The organism is Mesorhizobium calcicola (genome assembly GCF_042682105.1).
Taxonomy (GTDB): Bacteria; Pseudomonadota; Alphaproteobacteria; order Rhizobiales; family Rhizobiaceae; genus Mesorhizobium; species Mesorhizobium calcicola.
In genome coordinates, this window is sequence record NZ_JBHUGY010000019.1 from 133207 (window position 1) to 150877 (window position 17671).

6 protein-coding genes are annotated in these 17671 nt (G+C 61.5%); 3 read left to right on the forward strand and 3 right to left on the reverse strand.

What is annotated here, in order from left to right; all coding sequences use genetic code 11:
* Nucleotides 1-212: 212 nt before the first annotated feature.
* Nucleotides 213-3431, forward strand: a complete 3219-nt coding sequence (locus ACFSQT_RS11800) for an STY4851/ECs_5259 family protein (RefSeq protein WP_379018658.1) — start codon at nucleotides 213-215, stop codon at nucleotides 3429-3431.
* The gene (locus ACFSQT_RS11805; protein WP_379018660.1) at nucleotides 3428-9457 is read left to right on the forward strand and encodes a DEAD/DEAH box helicase; all 6030 of its coding nucleotides are present in this window, start codon (nucleotides 3428-3430) and stop codon (nucleotides 9455-9457) included. The genes ACFSQT_RS11800 and ACFSQT_RS11805 overlap by 4 nt, the downstream gene beginning before the upstream one ends.
* 292 nt (nucleotides 9458-9749) lie before the next feature.
* On the opposite strand, the gene ACFSQT_RS11810 is transcribed toward ACFSQT_RS11805, so the two are convergent.
* Entirely contained in the window at nucleotides 9750-13568 is a 3819-nt protein-coding gene (locus ACFSQT_RS11810) for a hypothetical protein (protein ID WP_379018662.1), read from the reverse strand.
* A 160-nt stretch (nucleotides 13569-13728) separates the two neighbouring features.
* Here ACFSQT_RS11810 and ACFSQT_RS11815 point away from each other — a divergent pair, with 160 nt between their 5' ends.
* Nucleotides 13729-13971: a hypothetical protein gene (locus tag ACFSQT_RS11815; RefSeq protein WP_379018664.1), complete on the forward strand. Its 243-nt coding sequence runs from the start codon at nucleotides 13729-13731 to the stop codon at nucleotides 13969-13971.
* A 504-nt stretch (nucleotides 13972-14475) separates the two neighbouring features.
* Here ACFSQT_RS11815 and ACFSQT_RS11820 read toward each other — a convergent pair.
* Both ACFSQT_RS11820 and ACFSQT_RS11825 read right to left on the reverse strand, forming a co-directional pair.
* A complete protein-coding gene (locus ACFSQT_RS11820) occupies nucleotides 14476-15240 on the reverse strand; it encodes a metallophosphoesterase (RefSeq protein ID WP_379018666.1) in 765 nt (254 codons plus the stop codon).
* Between the two features lie 99 nt (nucleotides 15241-15339).
* Nucleotides 15340-17484 carry an AAA family ATPase gene (locus ACFSQT_RS11825; RefSeq protein ID WP_379018668.1) on the reverse strand — a complete coding sequence of 715 codons (2145 nt, stop codon included), beginning with the start codon at nucleotides 17482-17484 and terminating at the stop codon, nucleotides 15340-15342.
* Nucleotides 17485-17671 lie beyond the last annotated feature (187 nt).

Sequence of the window (17671 nt, forward strand, 5' to 3'; positions counted from 1 at the left end):
GCCGCGACTGTTTCGTGACTTATGCCAGGGGTGGCGAATTGACGCGAATGCAACACAAGCGGACGAGGCTGATCTCATCCATTCAAGTCAAGGCTCTGATCAAGAAGCGAATGTGAGAGTACGTCAGGTGCGTATGCTATTAATATACTAGACAACTTCCATGGGAAGCAGTTCATTGAGTTGGGCTTGATTCGGGGGGTGTAATTGTCGTCATGAATTTTGAGCGAGGCCCGTCATTGGACGGCGCCGGCGTACGTGTATCGCCTACCCACCGCTTTCTCAACGAGCTCCTTACACAAAGTGGAGTTGAGGCGCCTGATGGTCGCCCGTTGCATCGCTACCGTATCAGTGATGCTCAGTATCGTTGTGGTCTTGATCTGGTACAGAGGAACTCTGCACTCTTAGACCCTAAGAACCGCCCGCTTTGCGCAATTTTCGCGCTCGTCACGTCTGAATGGTTCCGGAGGCAGGCCGACACTTTATGGCGGCGCTGGCAGGATGTTGGCGTGGTGCCGGTGACGATTTCAGTCAGCGAACGGAATGACATCGCTCTCGCCGGGCTTCGCTGGTGGGGCCTGAAGCTCATCGTAACCGAAGGGCCTCAACGTACCCGTAACGAGTATTTGATGACGCTCGCCCGCAATGGCGGGCTGCCGTCGACGCTGCTGGTGGGTGAGCGGGCAAATGCTGTGCGCGCCTACTTCGAGAATGTCATGGCGGACTCGCTCGCGTTACCTTGGCCTTCCGCCCACGCCGACTTCCTGACCATCGCACGTAGACATGCAGAAGGTTTGCCGGTCAGCTACCAGGACGACGGCATTCTCGACCTAGCTGCGGAGCTCATTGCAGGATTGATCGAGTGCCGTCGCGCCTTGCCAAAGGACCAGCTGAACAACAATCCGGCTGGCTGGCTCGATGCTCATGCAAAAGGCTGGCGCGAGAGCCTTCCTATCTATCTTCCCGAAGACCAGGCGGCATGCAGTCGGCTGTTCAACGACCTGCTGACCGTTGAGCCAAAGTCTCGCAGTGGAGGCATCGGCCTCAGGCGCCTGCTCGCACGCGATCCGGAGGGCAGATGGCGTGAAGGGTTCGTCGTTCACGCGGACGGCCCGCTCCAGTTCGATGCACTGCGCGATCAACAAGAGGGCCGATTCCGCGCTTATTTCGCAGGAAGCGCCGCGCGGCTGACCTCACGGGAATTCGCACTGATCTACCGCTCGGAGACTGACTCCAAGGGGAGGTTCGAGGTAACGTCACAGGCGCTCGGCCATCCTGGGTTCGTTGGCCCCTTTGCTTTCTCGGAAATGGCAGCGGTCGCGCTCTCGCGAGAAGGCCGGACGCTGCCAACCGTCTGCTGGCCAGGCGGCCGAGCCGTCGCTTCCGCATGCCACGTGCTAAGGTCAACTGAGAGGGAGGACCGCCTCGAGCTCGTTGGTACCGGATCTGTCCGCTCGACCGCCGAATTACTCCATGTATGGGTTTCGGGACAATCGAGGGTGCTTGGCCACGACGGTGGTGGCGTAGAGCGCCTATGGCAATCCGATGGGCGGGCGCTCTGGCGCGTCGAGGGCATGGCGCTCGTCGAGACGGAAGAGGGAGAGCGCTATCGTGTGCAGGCCGGCGCCTCGTCGGACGACGAGCGACGGCTCGATTTGGAGACAATCTTCATTTCTGATTTGTCCTTCGAAGACGGATCAATTCAACCTGTGGCCGCACCTCTGCGGCCGCGAACTCGCGGGAGCGGCGGTGAACCGCGCTTGCGCTTTCTCAGGGAAGGTCGTGAGGTCAGTGCTCAAGGTGCCGCGGAGGGCCTCGTCACCGTTCAATGGCTTGATGACGAAGGATTCCTTATCGAGCGGGCCCGGGTTCTCGCGTTGCCTCAAGGCTTCAGTTTGGAGGGCCGAATCGAGACCGGCGGCGCGCGTGTGTCTTGGCAAGGATTGCAGGGCTGGCAAGTCGCGGCAGTCGATGAGTTTGGCACACAAATCGAGGCCGATCGCCTCGACGCCGGTTTGGTCGCGCCATGGCAGGGACAACCCACTGCGCAACTGCGCATCAGGTTGATCGATCCGTATGGATCTGCCGTCATGGCCATGTTGGACCTGGCGGCTAACGAGACCGTCCTCGTCGACGCCTCAGGCAGGATCCGCAAGGACGCGCCAGAATTATCGCTTGCCAATTTGCGCGGAGCCGTTCTCCTCACCGGTCGGGCGGTGACGATCGATCTCGATTTGCGAGGAGCGGCGAGTGCGCGCGCTTTGATCGCCCGCCGTGTGGAAGGCGAGACGCCAATGATCAAGTTTGGTGCGCTGGCCGAAAGCCTGCTGGGCCTGTCGGCCGAACGTGGCCCCAGCGTGGTGGTAAGGGACGACCGCAATCGGCCGCTATGCACCATCCGCCGTAGTCAAACCGTGCCGTTTGTCAATGACGGCAAGGCCCTCTTCGCGAGTTTGGCTGCAGATGCGTTCGCAGTGGCAAGGCCACTCCTCCATCCTGAAACCGAGCTGGCCCTCACCCAGATCGGCTCCGGGCTATTCCAACTGCCAACCCCGCCGGATGGCCCGTATCTCGTGTATTGCCGTAAAGGCGACGCAGTTGTGACACGTCCCTGGCTGATTGACGCTCCTGTAGGCGGTGGCAGCTCTTCGACCACAACGCGCCTGCAGGCGAATTCATTGATCTCAAAGGAAGACGAACGGCGACTGGCAATCCAGGAGGAGCTTTCGAGGATTGCCGATCGGACGGCATCTAGCGCGGAGCTCTCTCACCTTATCCGTGTTGTCGCGTCGCTTAAGGGGCTCAGTCCGCGAGCGCTCGACCTCACGCGGGAGTTGCCTTCCTGTCCCAAGCTGTTGTGTCGTTTGCTGTTGGCCGCCAGCCCCGAAAGACTAGAGGCAATCCTGACGCTGGAACGCGATCTGCCGTTCCTCTGGATGGCCTTGCCTGTGGACGCATGGAAACAGGCCGCAGGCGCCGAATGGGATCGCGCTGTGCAGGAATTGTCGACTGTGTTCGATTCCGCCCAAGCGTCGAAACAAGCCACGATGCAGATGCAGAAGCGATTTGAAACCCTGGCTGAGCGCACCTTATGGTTTGCCGGTGTGTCACGTTCAATCGGCATTGGAAAGACGCTGCCTCAAGACCTTCGGTCCGTGGCCCAGAATTATGTACGCCTTCGCCACGACCAAGTGGACGATCTGCCACGCAGCCTTGCTGAATACGCTGCTCGACTGGGCGCCCCAGCCGGGCTCCAGGGCTTCGATTACAATCACTTCCCGATGCTACTGATGCCGCTTTGTCTCGCCGGCATTGCTTGCGGAAAACTGGAGATGACGCCGGATGTGGCGGCAGGCCTCCGCAACGCGCTGGACTTCGATAGCACCTACATCGCGACAGCTTACCCTCATTGCCTCGAGTTCCTTTCCAAATGACCATCAGACCCTTCGAGACCCTAAGCCGCTTGCGCCAGCGCATGGCGGAAGCCGTGATAGCCCAATCAGGTCTGCGGCATCCGGCGTTGACGGCTCATCTAAGAGAAACGCTGCCCAACCCGCACCATGAAGGCGCGCTCATACCGCCACCCGTTCTGGAAGGCGCCTTTCCATTCGTCACAGCCGATGAGACGCTGGCGGCACTGTCTGGGAGACTTCTCGATGAGCGAACTGTCGCAGCTCTTGCCGGAGACAACAGCGGCGAAGGCTATTCCTTTCCGCAGAAGCGCTCTCCCTATAAGCATCAACTTGAGGCGTGGCGCGTACTAGGAGATCCGAAACCAAGGAGCGCCATCATCTCCGCAGGTACGGGCTCTGGCAAGACCGAATGCTTCTTCGTCCCTATGCTTGACAGCCTCTACAGGAGAAGGGCGCGCGTGAGTGGTGTCGAAGCCATCATGCTTTACCCGCTCAACGCATTGATCGCCAGCCAACAGGAACGCCTCGACGCCTGGACGAAGCCGGCCAATGGCGCCATCCGCTACTGCCTATATAACGGCAACTTGCGTGAGAAGCTGAAGGCAAACGAACAACGAGAGGCATTGTTGCGCGCGCCGCAGAATGTGCCGGACCGCCAGGCGCTTCGCAGAGATCCGCCACCGCTTCTCGTGACGAACCTCACGATGCTTGAGTACATGCTCGTCCGCCCGCAGGACAGGCCAATTCTGGAAGCATCTCGCGGTCGACTGAAATGGATCGTGCTGGACGAGGCCCATACACTGGTCGGCTCGGCGGCAGCAGAAGTTGCGTTGCTCTTACGTCGAGTCATGGAAGCCTTCGAGGTCGACCCCACGACGGTCCGTTTCGTTGCCACTTCGGCGACGATCGGCGAGGGCGCCGATGTTGAAGATAAATTGCGCCGCTTCCTTGCAAACATAGGCGGCATTCAGCTCGACCAAGTGACCATGATCACGGGACATCGCCGGCTTCCGCGCCGTCCAGGAACGGGTGGCGTCGCGCCGAAAGTGGCCGATCTCGGGACGATGTCTCCGCAAGCTCTCTTCGACGCGCTAGGCAGCCACAATCCTGTGTGGTCGTTGGTGGAAGGGCTTAAGGATCGATCGGTTCCAGCGGCAGAGTTCGAACGATTGGCCGGCGCGATCGGGGTGAACGGCGAAACACTGGCAATGGCGCTGGCGCGCGCCCAGAATGCAAATGGAGAAACATTGGCGCCTCTGCGCGTCCATTCCTTCCATCGCGCCTCACCTGGCCTTTGGTCCTGCACCAATCCAGATTGTCCCGCCAAAATGGGTGAAGGATGGTCGGCCGGAAGGGTTCTTTACGAGCGTGAAGAAACTTGTCCGTCATGCCGCATGCCCGTCGCCGAACTGTTCACATGCAACGAGTGCGGCGAAGCCTTCATGATTGCCGAGGAGAAAGGCGATCGCCTAACTCCGCCACGCAATCTGCCGCCCTCTGACGAGTTCCTTTTCGAAGCGATCCGCGAAGTCGAAGATGATGGGGAGGATGAGGCTATCGAGGAAGTGTCCGCGTTAGACATGCCGTCGGTTCGTCACTGTTTTTCGCTGCAAGATGCAGGTCTGCTGCCCCTTTTCATAGACAAGGCGACTGGCCGCACGGCAGATTCGGGCGGTGAGGGCCGTTACCGTCTAACATCTCATGGCGATGGAACGGGACCTTGCCCCTCGTGCAGCGCCAGAAACAAGTCAGGTGACAAGCTCTATCCTTTCCGCTTTGGCGCTCCGTTCATCATTGGAAACGCGGCTCCAATGCTGCTTGCGGCCATGCCTCCTGCCGATAAGGTGGTCGTACCTCTTCTGCCGCAAACACCCCCCGACCTTCCGGCGAGCGGGCGCCAACTCATCAGCTTTACCGACAGCCGCCAGGGCACCGCTCGCATGGCCGCCCGCCTGCAGATCGAGTCGGAGCGAGCTTTCGTACGCTCGTTCATCTACCAGGCCGTTCAGCTGAAGGCTGCGGGTGACGGGGAGACCGAGAAAACGATCGAACTTCGCAGGAACATAGTTCGGGTCAAGGAACGCGAGGGATGGCAGGACGACGCCTTATTCGCATCCCTCGTGGCCGGCTGGGAGAAGGAGCTTGCGCAGCAGTCTGGCGACGGGACTATCAGCTGGCCCGACCTTCGCGCGAGCTTGGCTGACCGGATTGAGATGCGAGAATGGCTGCCGCAGGTCTGGGGTGATCGCGCTGACATCTTCAAGGCCTCCGGGTCGTCGCCTGCTTCGCAGTTGGCGAACGCGCTCCTGCTGCGTGAACTGCTGCGACGTCCACGCATGGCGAACACGCCTGAGACCATGGGGCTGGCGCGGCTCGTCTATCCAACGGTCGAGAGGATTGTAGACGCCCCACGCGGATTCCTGCAACGGGGCGCCACGCTTGAGGATTGGAAGGCCTGGCTTGGCAGCATTTTGGTATTCGCCGTGCGGTCACCGTTTGCTGTCGCCGTGTCGCGTGATCTTCTCCGTTGGATTGCGCGCAAGGGATTTCCGAAGAAACTCTCGTCGCCAGGCCTTGAGCCGGCGAGAAGACAACAGGCCTGGCCACGTGCTTCTACGTCGGCGAAAATCCCTCAGGTAGTTGAGTTGCTTCGCCTGGGCCTTGGTCTCAATCCGGGTTCGAAGGAAGACCGGATGGAGATGAACGATTGGCTGGAGAAAGCGTGGAACCAGCTCCTTCCACTCTTCCCGGCGAATGAAAGTGGCGAGCGTGCCTTGGATTTTGACCTGCTACAGATTGCGCCGCTCAAGAACGCGTTTCTCTGTCCCGTCACGCGACGTATCGTCGACGTCGCACCTTTCGGGCTGACCCCGTATGCTCGCATTGCAAGGGATCGCGCCGAGCCTATTGCGTTGCCGTCCTGTCCCGTTGACGGGGACGAAGCGATCCGCCGCGCATTCACGGAAAACGACACGACTGTTGCGGAGCTGCGGGCGCGAGGTCTCTGGACGGACCTCCACGACCGCATTGCACTATTCTCGCCCTATGCGAGATCCGCCGAACATTCGGCACAACTGTCGCCGGCACGGTTGCGTCGCTACGAGGCACTGTTCAAAGTCGGAAAGATCAATTTCCTAAATTGCTCGACGACGATGGAGATGGGTGTCGACATCGGCTCGGTGAACGGCGTTATGATGACCAACGTCCCGCCCTCGATCGCCAACTATCGACAGCGCGTCGGCCGTGCTGGACGGCGCGGTCAGCCTCTCTCGCTCGCCTTCACGTTTGCGAAGGATAGACCGCTGGATCGTGAGGCTTTCCGAGATCCTGCGATCTATCTGAAGCGCGAAATCGCGGCGCCCAGAGTAGCACTGGACAGCCGACCTATCGTGCTGCGCCACGTGGGAGCCTTCTTTCTCGGTCGCTTCCTAGAGGCAAATAGCGGCAACGCCCTGAAAATGGCTGCTGGCGATTTCTTCGGCTGTCCCGAGTTGCCCCGCGCCGCTCGCGCCGTGAAGGCGGAACGGCCCGTCGCTCGGTTTCTAGATTGGTTAGGTTTGGCTACGACCGCTAATGACAACGAAGCCCCGCTCCATCGCCTTGTGCGCGGCACAGTGCTGGACGGGCGGCGGGACCTGGCGGAGCTCACCACTGACGCCATGGCAGCCGTTGAATGCGAGTTCGCTGATGAGTGGCGAGCGCTTCAGGAACAATTGCGGGGGGCGACGGAAATCGGTGCGGCGAAATCCCTTGAACTTCATCTGAAACGCTTGTGCGGCGAGTTCCTGCTGTCTGATCTCGCAGATCGAGGATTCCTGCCTGGGCATGGCTTTCCAAACAACATTGTTTCTTTCGAGCTTGGCGGTTCTCTCCCTGACGAGGATGTGGCGGATGGTAGAATCGGCCAGCGTCACGGCGGACCTAAGCGACCGCTCGATATCGCCATCCGCGATTACGCTCCGGGTTCCGAGACGGTTGTCGACGGGCAAGTCTACCGCGTTGGCGGGGTTACGCTGAATTGGCATCGCCCTTCAAGCGAACAGGGCGTGCGTGAGATTCAGGCGTTGCGTTGGGCCGCACGTTGCGCACATTGCGGCGATTCATGGACAGGTGCCGGCTCGTGGCCCGAACAGTGCCGCACTTGCGCGGACGCGGCGATTAAAGTCGACGATTACCTGAAGCCAGCCGGCTTTCTTCGCGACAGCCATGTCGAGACGCATGCCGATATCGACCAAGTTGCCTTTGTTCGGCCCGAGCCGCCGCGCATTTCGGCCGGATCCGCCCGATGGGAAGCCCTGACCAAGCCCACCGCTGGGCGTTTGAGGCTCAACCGTCGCGGAACCGTATACTACCATACGAAAGGGCCGGGCTCGCAACCCTCTGGCTATGGGCTATGCCTGTATTGCGGCCGCATGGAGCCGATGAAGCCAGGCGAAATGGTGTGCTCGGGGCTTGATGACCATAAGCCGCTTCGCTCGCCGGAGAATTTCATGGAGCCTTGCGAGGGAAACGAAAAGCCCTTCACCATCAAGACTGGCCTGCATCTGGGCTATGAGATCCACACGGATGTTCTGGAACTACAACCGGCAGCGACACCTGATGTTGGTGCCGCAAATGCGCTCGCGATCGCCATGCGCGAAGCGCTGGCGCGGCACCTGGGAATCGAGCCGGACGAGATGGGTTACGGCATTGGCGCATCGCGCAATGCCATGATTAGTACCACGCTTTCCATCTTCCTCTACGACCGGGCTGCGGGAGGTGCAGGCTACGTGGTGCGCGCGGCAGATGACATCCGTGCGATCTTGAAGAGTGCTCGCGCGATACTCGACTGCCCGCGTAAGTGTGCCCATGCCTGCTCATCTTGCGTCCTCGTCTCCGATGCGCCGGAGAAGGAGGAGGAGCTCGACCGAAAGAAGGCCATTAGCTTTATGGATGCCCATCTTTGCCTTCCGGACATGATCAGCCCAGAGGACGTTTTCGCACAGCGTGCCGACATATCTGGGCGACCGCTCGCGGAGATCGACGAATGGCTGAACGGTCGCGGCCGATCGAAGCTCTTTTTCTGGGCGCAGTTGCGCGATCTGGCAGCACTGGAGGATTGGCCCCCGACCTCTCTGTTTCGGCGCTGGGCAGGCAACGGCCGGATAGTCACTCTAGTCCTCCCGCGAGGCACCATCGACACGCTCGACGCGTCTCAACTTCTTTATCTCCGGGATTACAGTTCGAGGCATCAGATTGCTATCGCCGAGGGGGATGCCGTGCGCTTTGGCAATGGTGGCATCCTGTTTGCTTATGCGATGGATGGGTCGACCGGTCACGCCTGGGCGAGCCGAGACGAGGCCATCCAATTGGCCGCACCCGACTGGGGCGCCAGCCACAGTCTTCCCGTCGCACGCGCACCCCTGGAATTCGAGCCCAGGTTAGCGACGGTCGGTCCCGAAAGGTTGGCGCCAAAGAGCGGTGCCGCGGTGGTCATCCTTGATCGAGCCTTTGACGGCCCGATCAGCGCCTTCGGGGAGAAGATGTCAAAAGCTATCCGCAAGGCTGCGGCTGATTGCGGTGTCCCAGCAAAGGAACGGCCGATCCAAGTTTCCTACCGTGATCGCTTCGCGCGGTCGCCGTTAGTTCTTCGTCTCCTCGTTGACACCGTGTCAGTTCTCACCGGAGGAGAGACGATACCTCTGTCGATCGAGACTGCGTCGGACAAGGATTCGGGGTTTTCACGGCATCAGGTCGCCTCCGACCTCACCGACAACGACATATTGGATGCCTTTGCGGGAGCTTATGGCGACCGTCGAAACCTTGACGTCAAGTTGGCTGTTGGCCAGCCGCCTCACAAGCGAAGCCTGGTCCTAACGTTCGAGTCAGGCAGGAAACTGATAGTTGATCTCGACCAAGGATTCGGCTGGCTGGTTTACGAAGGGGCCGATCGCAGTTTCGACGCAGGCGCAGCACCGCATGTCGCGGCAAGCCGCATCGCCAATCTGTCAGGGAGACTCCGTCGTAGGCATGATCACAATAGCCAGATGGTGGTGTGGCGATCTTAGGCGAAGTTTGCCTGCTGCCTCTGCTTTTACCGCAGTTCCAAGATCGCGCTTGCGCCGACAGCGACCATCACCTGCGGCGATCAAATGATGTGCGCAAGGGGGCCGTACCTGGAGACAGGCCGCTTACAGATGCTGCACATGGGAAAGCCGACGCTCAAACGAACGGGGCGGTCGGCAGTCGCCTTCATGAGTCATTCAGCATAGCCTAAGTCGCTGCCCGAAACCTTCCGTTCGTTCAATTGCAACCAATGGCTGGGTTCCTCGTCTCTCTCCGTTTCGCGGGCTGGGCGCGTCAGCGCCCGTAGAGTCCGTCCTCCAGCGACCGGTTGACTACCTCCAGCATTCCGCTCGCCCAGTCGCCGAGGGTGGGATCGTCGACCCATGTCGCCAGGGGGTCCTTGAAGCTGGTCAGATGCGCGTTCAGCGAGCCGCCCCAGGAGCTGGGGAAAATCCGCAGCCGGAGGGCTGCCTGGAAGCGCTTTGAGGCTCCATAAAGATGAGCGAGCTGCTGCAAAGCGGGGTGCCAGGTCCAGCCCTCGCCCTGCTGCTGCAGAATTGGGAAGAAGCTGATCAGGAAGGCAACGCGTCGGTCCGGATCCTCTACAGCCCAGTCGAGCATCAAGGGCAGCGGTGTATCGAAGAGTGCGCCCGGGCCGGTGCGCGAGACGTCATAGGCGAAAAGCTTGGTCGCGGAGGTGATAGCGTTAAGGCGCTCACGTTCGACGCGCGTTGCGATCTCGTAGAAACCGCTCAGGACCGGCCAGACCTCGTTGGGGGCTTGCTTGACGACGATCGCTAGCGCCGAGCGAATGGCATCCGAAGGACGACCGTAGCGCGAACCGGCCGAACGGCATGCTCGCTCGATCTGGAGCGCGAAAGCGCGCGCGAAACTGTCGTCAATAGCGCCGGATGCGGCGAGCAGACGGAGCATGCGATCGTGGACATAGTCGGCGTTGCTCGCATTGCCGTCGGTCCCATCCGCGATAGCAGGCGCGAGTATGGCCGCCTTCACAAGCTCGACGATTTCGGAGGTGAGCGCATTGCGCTCATGTGTCACCATCGAGAGGATTTCGAGCGCAGCCCAGGCACCGCCATCCTCGCGCTCGACGAGCGCTTTGATGAAGTCAGCCAGCGCCGGCGGCGAGACCTGGGCCAGGCCCTTGCCGTAGGAGATGGTCACCACCTGAGCGGTGTCGATCGCGCCTTCGCGGACCTGTGCCGTGAGGCGCGCCAACCGCTTGTCGGTGACACGAAGCGCGGTATAGATGTTCATCGGGCTCGCCGCGAGCATCGCGGAAGACTCGGCGATCGTTTCCAGCTTCGCGATCTGATCGGCCTGATCGGCAAGCCGCCGGTCAATGGCCGAAAGGAGCGCGCGGACGAAGGCCATGCCGCCACGATTGCCGCTGGCATCGAGTGCGGTGACGGCTTGCTCCAAGGCGCCGAGCGGGTCGGGCAAATGCCCGGCCAGCACTTCGGCGAAGGGATAAGGAGCGTTCATTTCCCTGCTCGACATGGCGGCGACGATCCGGGCGAGCTGGTCCGGATCGCGCGCAATATCGGCCGCGAGCGCCTGCGCTCGCCGAGCCGAATACTCGAAGTCGGGATCATCGACATTGTCGGCGTATCGTTTTTCCGGGTCGTGGATGTCCGAGACCCAGAACCGGCTGTAGAGCAGCGCCTGCTCGACGGGGTCTTCCGGGAGCGTCAGATCGTAGAGAGCACGCACGGCCGCAGCAAAGTCGTCCGGCGGACTGGGACGGTCGAAATAAAGCCAGTCGCCGATGCTCTTGGTCGCCCCGAACCAGTGACCGGATGTCGCAACGACCTCGCGGACGAAGGCCTCGATGGTCGACAAAAGTTCCGGCACCAGCAAGTTGCGTAGGTCGCCAGCGATGTGCTCCTCGATGGTCGGGCGCAGCTCAGGGGTCTTGCGCCAGATGTCAAGCAGGCGCTCGAGCGCCCATTTGAAATAGCCGTGAATCGTGTCGTGATCGGCGGGCGCCCATTCGGGCCGATAGGGTTCGGCGCCGATCTGCTCGAAGTCCGTCGAGCGCGAGATGTGGGTCTGGATCATCGCCCCCAACGCCTCGACGCATGCCCGCCTGATCCGGGGATCATCCTCGTCCAGCGTCTCGGTAAGGGCTTCGCGGCGGCGTCGATCATCGGCCTGCGTTCCCGCTAGGGCGATTTGGAAGAGCTGCCGCATCAGGTCGACGATGGGCGGTGATCCCTCGGTACTGGCGACTGCAGACAGACGCAGAACGATTTGCGCGGCCTGCCTGAAGCTCGACGAACGGGAGGCGAGCAAGCGCAACGCGTCGAGCAGACCATCGGTGACGGGGATTGCCGCCAGATCGTCGAGTGGCATTCGCATGATGGCGAAGAATAGGGCGGATCCTGTCCTGTCAGGAGCGACATGCGTGAAGGATGGTAGGAACTGGGCGGCATTGGGGCCGAGCAGGTCGGTGGCGTCCGCGAAGGCACCGTGCAGCAGGGAGTGGACGACGTCGCTCAGCGTCCGTGATCGAGCAAGGAAGCGCCAGCGCGCGAGCATCGCGTTGCGGTGGGCGGATGGTGCTCGGTCGAGGAAGCTGATGAGGGTCGAAGGCCGCAAATAATCGAGCCGGCGCAACGCCAGAAAATCGGCGATGGGTCGGGGCTGAGCATTCATGCTGCCGTGGTTGCGATCGACCAGGTGCTTGCCTGCGGCGATGACAAGATTTTCGTACATCTGCTCGCCCTTTATGTGGACGAGCGTCTCTGCGATATCGTCGAAACCAGCCGGATTCTCGTCGGGCGCGAGCCGCTCGAACAGGGAGAGGCATTCGAGCGCACGGACCGTATCGCGTTCGACGTCAGCGGCGCCGAGAATCTGCTCCGCGACATCGTCAACCGATTTGAGGATGCCGCGTTTGTCGTAGCTGTGGGTCGCCAGGACCGCGATGCGCGGGAAGCCGTCGCAGAGCGTGGCGATATAGTCGATCTCGTCCGCCTTCGCTTTTGCGAGTCCGGCCTTGAGAATACCCCTGATGGTCTCCCGATCGGCTTGGGCCGGCCGGATCATCTGGCAATAATCGTCATGGTCGCTGCCATCAGGGCCGAGCGTGATAACGCGGAGCTGGCTATCGTCGCCGCGCGCGATGTCATTGAGCCGGCGCGCCTCGTCCATCGAGCAACCGTCGACGACAAGGACCGCGGCGGAGCTTTCCTTCACAATCTGATTGGCGACGTCCCAGACTTTCAGAGGGACCTCGCGGAAGTCGCAGAAGATGAAGTTAGCGGCAGTCAGTCCCTGGAGCGCTCCCGTGCTCGTGCTCAGGGCATAATGCAGGGCCCGCGTCTTGCCGATGCCTGATGCACCCCAGATGCGCGCGCAGGCACCGCCCTCGGCGAGATCGTCGACGAGGCGCGCGGCGAGCTGGGTGAAGTCGATGACGTCGGCGTCGGTGGGGCCAAGCGAGAATTTCCGGTCCGGGCTCGGCACGAATGGGGGCGACGCGATATCGACGCGCTTGCCCCATTGGTCGAGGGTCGAGAAGCCGGCGAGTTCAATCGCCGCTTTCTGCTGCTTGATCCACACGGCGACCGCCGGATGGGTACTGGCCCAAGCGGCGATCGTGTTGCCTTCGTAGACGCGGATCGCAGTAAGCTTGGCTGGATCGCCGCCGGCGGCCTTAATACCCCTTTCGATCGCCGTGACGCGGTCGCTCGGCTTGGTGCCGACCAGAGGCTTTGCGGTGACGCCGATATAGGTGCCGCCACGCGCGAGCACGCCTTTAACCGCGTCGTTGAGGACCTTGACCTTAGCCGTCTTGGCCTGTGTCGGCTTGGTCCAGACCTCTTTTTCCCACTGAGCGTCGCCGTAATCCTTCGCCTTGCATTGGAAGATGACATCTCGGCCGGGGAAATAATCGGTCGATGTTTTCCCGCCTTCCCATTGGACGGTCGCGTCCTGACCGCCGTCGGCAACTGTGATCTGGAGAGGCACATCGACATTGCGGAGTGGTACGCCGGCCTTGCGGGCTTCGGCGTAGAGGAGGACACGCAGCAGCTCGACCAGCTGGTCGCCGTTGAAGTTTTTGATGTCATCCGCTTTGACAGTGAACATGCGCCTTTCCTAACGCGGCCCCGCCGCGGGCGAAACGATTGCTTGTATACCGATCGAAAGTCAGGGGCTCGATGCCGCTGATACACTGAAAAATCTTCGCGCGGTTGCCGGTGGTTCACCAGAGGTTGCTCGAAACGGACATGCGAATCTGCAATTCCATTTGGCCTCGGTAGCCTTATTCAATGACCCCCTCAAGCGCCAGCGCGAACAGGCAGAGAAGCCGGAGAACCGCCTTTTCCGACGTTTGCTCACGGCATTGCACTGGTTCCGGCAATCCTTTAGCGCTCGTGCAAACGAGGACGAGGCTATCGTCGCGCTCGCGGTGGCATTCGAGACGCTGCTCACCGATCATTATGGGCTCGGGGCCGCGGACGGCTTCGTCGCCGGATCGGCATCTGCATGAAAAGTGTGGCAAGGCTCGCCGGCTACGCGATCTACTACGCCCGCAGCTCGATTCTGCACACTGGAGAGCCCGATCACGCTGTCGATATCCATCGTGCGCAGGTCGCGTTTACGCGTTGCTTCTGTGCTATCGCCGAGAGGCTGGCCGTTTGGACGCCTACGGCGAACAACGCGATGGCTGATCTGCTAGGCGACGTTACCGGCCGCTGAGCTCGCCTTGGCGCGCCATTTTCAGCCGGCCGGAGCGTTATTCCCAGGATCGATGCGGCTATGCGAACGGTAGCTTATTGCGGGTGAGCCACCAAATCCGGAAAGTCCGCAACTGTCCGACATCTCCGACAAACGGCTCAGGCCAAAACGATGTCCGGTTTTAGGTTTTCGAAAGAGATGGCTGAACGACAGACTTTGGGCGCGAAGCCGCCATTCCTGATACGCGAGAAGACCGTCGACCACGGATTACAGCTTCCCCTCCGCTTCCTAAAAACCGACAGGAAGCTGCGTCGGTTCAGTTGCCCAGCCGAATAACGAGTGCTCGATCAAACTTGCCGTTCTCATCCTCATAACCCCTCGGGTTGCACACAATGCGGGTATTGCCGACCTGGTAGTCACAACTATCGTGCGTGTGGCCGTGGACCCATAGCGCAGGCTGCCCCACTTCCAAGACCTGCGACAGATCCGACGCGAAGGCCGCGTTGAGTAGGTCCCCCTTGAATCTGTTGGGAATCGAGTTGGCATGGGGCAGATGATGCGTGACGACAACGGTCGGGACCGGCTCGGATTTCAAGGCGGTTTCGATAACATGCCGTGATTCCTGGTGCATGCGATAGGCAGTCAGCGGAAGGAAGCGCTGCCAGGGATTTCGTTGTGCGGCGATCTGGCTGTAGTCATTCATGCTTTGGCGAGCATGGAACATTGCCACCTCGGGATTCCCTTCAATTCTGTAGTCTGTCCAGAGCGTGGCGCCGAGGAAGCGGACGCCGCCGATGACGACGGCCTGGTTTTCGAGGAAGTGAACGGCTGGGAAGCGTGTCGCGGCGGCGCGACCGTCCTCCAGTCCTTCCTTGATCGTACCTCTGTAGAACTCATGGTTCCCAGCGACATACACGCACGGCATCGCATGGGCGATGTTTTCGGCCAGCCAGTAGACGCCGTTGGCCGGCGCTCGACAAAGGTCTCCGGCGACGACACAGACGTCTGCATCTGGAATGGCAAGCGGCTGCCGCAAATCTGCGACTTCCAGGTGTAGGTCGGAGAACAGCCAGATTTTCATGGGTCGAGCCCTTGGTTGGCGGTTGCACGCTCTGGGACTTGAAGGGACGATCCCGAACCAGCGGGAGGCGGAGCGGTATCAGGTTCTCGATCCCGACGCCTAGCGGGGGTACTCCCCGGCTCCCCTCCCAGCATTGCCGGGGCGGGCCTCATGCTCCCCGTTCTCTCCATTCCTGCCTTCGCTGGCGTTTCCATCAGTCACACCGGTTTCGATCTCCTCCCGCAAGATCCCGAGCGAGACGCTCAGAGTGCCTTCAGGTTCCTTGGCTTGATCGCTGCCGTTGCTTGGCTGGCTCGCTGTGCTAACGACTTCGGAGATTTCGGCGGCGGACAGGTAACCGGACAGCGCGAGCCTATCGGCGACCCCGTCGAGCGCCGCCCGGTTCATTCCCAATAGTTCTTTCGCGTCAGAGATGGCTCTGTCCAGCCGCCTGCGAATGCTGCCAAGAAGGCCCGGCATGATCACCAACGTGTCGTGAGCTCCTTCCGGCAGGAAGACAGGACCGAGGTCGCCGAATCCCAAACGGAGTTCCATGTCCTTTGCAAGGTCGGTCGCCCGCGAAAGGTCCGAGCCCTGAACTCCGCCTGCGCCGGCCGACGGGCTGCCAAACACCAGTTCCTCCGCGGCACGGCCTGCCAACAGCGTGATCATTACCTCATGGCAGCGTTCCGGGGATATGCAGCCGTCAAGCCTAACGATCTCGGTTACCCCATCGCGGTCGCCGATGGTGACCCCGGCAACCTCCATTCCGCCAAGCAGCGTGGCGGTAATGGCATGGCCCGCCTCGTGGATGGCAAGGCGGCGGCGGTCTTGCTCAGGCGGAGGTTCGCGCTTGGAACGGACCTCGGAGAGAAGATCATCCATCCGAAGAGGGTGACGACCACGCCGGGCGGCGCCGCGTGCCCTCCTGACGTAGGCCTCGACGTCGGCTCCGGTCGCACCGCGAGCGGCGAGCGCCGCAGGCATCAGTTCGGTATCGGGCAACTGATCCCCAAGGTGGTAGCGGAATATCCGGGCAAGGGTCCTCGCGTCCGGCTTCTCGACGGCGATCTCGCGATCGAGCCGTCCAGCTCGCCTGACCGCCGGATCGATCGCGTCCGGGTGGTTCGTGGCGCCGATGACGACCACACCTGGCCTTTCGTCGATTCCCTGCAGCAGTTCGAGGAACAGGTTGACGATCTGCGACCAGTATTCGACGTAATCGCCGCGCAGCCGTGCCCGGTCGGAGATGCCGTCGAGCTCGTCGATGAACAGGATCGACGGCGACAATTTTCGCGCGCGGGCGAAGACATCCTTGATTGCCTGCAGCGTGCCCGAGAGATAGCTTGCCGAGTTCCAGTCGGCGACGCTTGTGGCCACCAGCGGCACCCGTGCCGATTTCGCAAGCGCCCGAGCGTAGCTGGTTTTGCCAACGCCGGGTGGACCGGACAACAAGAGCCCCCTGTTGTCCACCTCGTCCCAGCTGATGCGCCCCGCCTTGTAGTCGGCAAAATCGGCAACGAGTTCGAGGCCCCAGTCCTTCGCCTCGCCATAGCCGTCGAGGTCTTCCAGCGCGGGCCCGTCGGAATGGAACTCGCCTTTCCTGGCGACAAGCTCCTCAAGCCGCGTCAAGCATTCGTCAGGACTACGGTCCGGCCTCAGCGCCAGTACCAGGTCGGCGATATCGAGCAGGCGGACCGTGGTCTGGTCGATCGAGCGCGCCGTATGCCTTCCGGTGGCTGCTTCGACAACAAGCGCCAGGGCGCTCTCATCGATCTCGGGTAGGACAAGATGATATTCCGCTGAGCGCTGCAGGTCGCGCGGCAACTGTCGCCGGGGATCGGGAGCGATGCCGATGATGGTCGAGCGCGCATGAAGAGCGCCCGCGACCGCTTCGTTGCCGCTGTCCGGCTTGTGGCCCTTTTCCATCCCGTCGCGGGCAACGATGAGCGCCTCGTCCCTTCGGGCCCGAAATTGGCGGCCGCTGGTCGATACGACGCGATCCGAAGGGAGCGCGCAAGCTGTAATGACCCTCTGGACCGCTTCGACCCGGTCGGGTGTATGGGTGGCGATACTGACGACCGGCGTGCCGCGCCGCAGGATTCGTGTCAGTCCGGGCTCCAGTTCAATCGCACGTGCGGTCAGCACGGCCACGGCCGCCAGGTCGGGCTGGATCGATACACGCTCCTCGACCGGCGTGTCCATCAGGTCGTCGAGGAGAATTTCGACCGCATCGGAAGGATCGCCAGAACCGGCGCGCAGCATCGACTTGGAATGCACGCCGTCCTCGCGGGCGAGGATATCGAGATAGGCTCGCGCCAGAAGGTCGGCCTTGACGACGCTGGCACCGGGGCTTGTCGTCTCATGCTGTGAACGCGGCATCTTGTCCTCCGACAGGTGTTGGGAAGCGGTTCGTGCATCCGAACACGCCAGATGATGGCCGGCATTCCGC